The following is a 2,471-nucleotide window of genomic DNA, read 5'->3' on the forward strand; positions in this document are numbered from 1 at the left end:
TCGCACAATGACAATTCATTGGCCGACCCCTCGAGTTTTGTTCACACCAATCTCGTCGGCACATTCTCGATACTCGAAGCGGTACGTGCGCATGACGTGCGCTACCACCACATCAGCACCGACGAGGTGTACGGCGATCTCGAACTCGATGATCCCGGACGCTTCACCGAGCAAACGCCCTACAACCCGTCGAGCCCCTATTCGTCGACCAAAGCAGGCAGCGACCTCCTGGTCCGGGCCTGGGTGCGCTCGTTCGGAGTGCAGGCCACCATCTCCAACTGTTCGAACAACTATGGTCCGTATCAGCACATCGAGAAGTTCATCCCTCGCCAGATCACCAACGTGCTCAGCGGGATTCGCCCCAAGCTCTACGGGCAGGGCGCCAACGTGCGGGACTGGATCCACGTCAACGACCACAACGACGCGGTGTGGACCATCATCGACAAGGGGCAGATCGGCGAGACCTACCTCATCGGCGCCGACGGTGAAGCCGACAACCGCACCGTCATCGAGACGATCCTCGAACTACTCGACCAGCCCAAAGACGCATTCGACTTCGTGACCGACCGGCCCGGCCACGACATGCGCTACGCCATCGACTCCACCCGTCTGCGCACCGAACTGGGCTGGCAGCCCAGGTTCACCGACTTCCGGTCCGGGCTCGCCGACACGGTGGCGTGGTACCGCGACAACACCGATTGGTGGCAGCCCCTCAAAGAGGCGACCGAGAGCAAGTACGCCACCACCGAACGCATGGTGGGTTAGCGCGCGCACTGTGCCCCGGGGACTGAGCCCGAGCAGACTGGCACCGTCGTGAGCCCCAGCCGTCAAGGCTTGCGCTCGACAACTCGAGCATCGATCGATAGGACACACGGGGATCGACAAACTGTCGGCTCGGTCGCCCGCAAACGGAGACGTGGAGCTACGCCGCGGCTGAATTAATCCGGCCTAATTGACTGAAGTTGCGGAACGGTGCGCCGGAGTCACACGCGATCCGGAAAAAGCAAGAGTCTGACAACGTGAAATTGCAGATCCCAAGGATTGTCATCTCCCGAACCCTCATTCAGGCTCGGGGGTTCTTTCTGTGACCCAAGGGTGGCCATAGGGCGACGCTAACCGCCAAGTCTGCCTAACGTCGCATCACGGGTCTATGTTACGCAGAAGTTAAATCTTTGATCCTAACGCTCAATAGACATTATGTCGTTTTATCGACGCCGGTGCCGCTTTTAAGTGATTTCGATCACCTCCAAATTGGACACTTGGTGGTTGCCCCGGCTGTCGCCGGGCTAATCTCTCCTCGGCGTGGTTGGAGTAGTGTAATGACTCTGAACTGCACAGATATCGACCATGGTCGTCTGAACGATGTAGTCACGATCGGCAACACAAGCTGGAAAGTTGCCAGCCGAAAGTGGCCGAGTGACGGCCCGATCGCAATCGTCATCACAGTCGGTGCGCCGAGTGCGGGGCCCCTACGCCCACGGGCTGTAACTCTAGCTACGCGAAGTTGCGACAAGTGCAGTAACGTTCTGGTCACGCAATGAAAGCCCGAAGATTTATACGTCTGGAAGACGGCGTAATTGAAATCTCCCAACAGCTTTTCGTTATGCAAAGTCATGAGCACTGGCGGAATGCCGGTAGTACTCGCGGTGCCAGGAGAGGTCCCTCATGTCCAGACGCCAAGGGTCGGTGTCCACCCCGTGGGGGCCAGCGGCCCCGGCCAAATCCCGGTCGGCTCCGGTGGTCAAGCCCCGCGAGGATCGCTGGGCCAGCAAATACGTGACGAGGGTGCGATGGACTGACGCCCTTATCGTTGCCGCAGCGGTGCTGACCGCGCAGCTGATCAGGTTCGGCAGCGCAGAGACTATTGGGGCAGGGATGTCGTGGAAGTACTTCGCGTTGACATTCTGTCTTTTTGCCGGGTGGACACTCGCACTCCGTGCAACCCAGAGCAGTGACCGGCGGATCGTGGGCGATGGACCGACCGAGTACAGCCGAGTGCTCAACGCATGCTTCATAGTCTTCGGTCTCCTGGCCATCGTTGACCTTGCCTTCCGTCTGAGCGTTGCCCGTGGGTTCATCGCAATCGCACTACCGCTCGGGACCATTGGTTTGCTGCTATCTCGGTGGGGTTGGCGCAAAGCGCTGCACCGCAGTCGCCTGCGACGTCGCAACCTCAGTCAAGTCTTGGTTGTGGGTGGTCAGAACTCGGCCGTTCCGTTCATCCAGCACCTCGGACGTAACCCAGGCCTCGGCTACGAGGTCGTTGGGATCTGTGTACCTCCGGGAACCGAACATCGACCAATATCGGTAGAAGGCAACGCCATGACGGGGCTCAGGAAAATTCCCCAGTGGTGCTCATCGAAATTCCCCACCCGTGAGGTGGGTCTACTGTAGCGGCCGGCGGATGGTTCCGGCGGCGGTGCGGTGGTTTTCTGATCGGGCGTGGTGGTCTCGCAGGCGATAGGAATCGC

Annotated in this window: 2 protein-coding genes; both read left to right on the top strand. The window is 59.7% G+C overall.

Annotation, left to right across the window (positions count from 1 at the left end; all coding sequences use genetic code 11):
* Positions 1-765: dTDP-glucose 4,6-dehydratase (locus KXR83_RS26705; protein WP_437427224.1), on the top strand; the 765-nt coding region annotated here is incomplete at its 5' end.
* Positions 766-1,665: 900 nt separating this feature from the next.
* The gene (locus KXR83_RS26710) at positions 1,666-2,394 is read left to right on the top strand and encodes a nucleoside-diphosphate sugar epimerase/dehydratase (protein WP_437427225.1); all 729 of its coding nucleotides are present in this window, start codon (positions 1,666-1,668) and stop codon (positions 2,392-2,394) included.
* Positions 2,395-2,471: the final 77 nt, after the last annotated feature.

The sequence above is a fragment of the Williamsia muralis genome (assembly GCF_051487485.1).
Taxonomy (GTDB): Bacteria; Actinomycetota; Actinomycetes; order Mycobacteriales; family Mycobacteriaceae; genus Williamsia; species Williamsia muralis_B.

What these genes read in the sequence shown, in the direction of transcription:
- KXR83_RS26710 (WP_437427225.1), top strand. Translation starts at nt 1,666, where the DNA reads ATGTCCAGACGCCAAGGGTCGGTGTCCACCCCGTGGGGGCCAGCGGCC.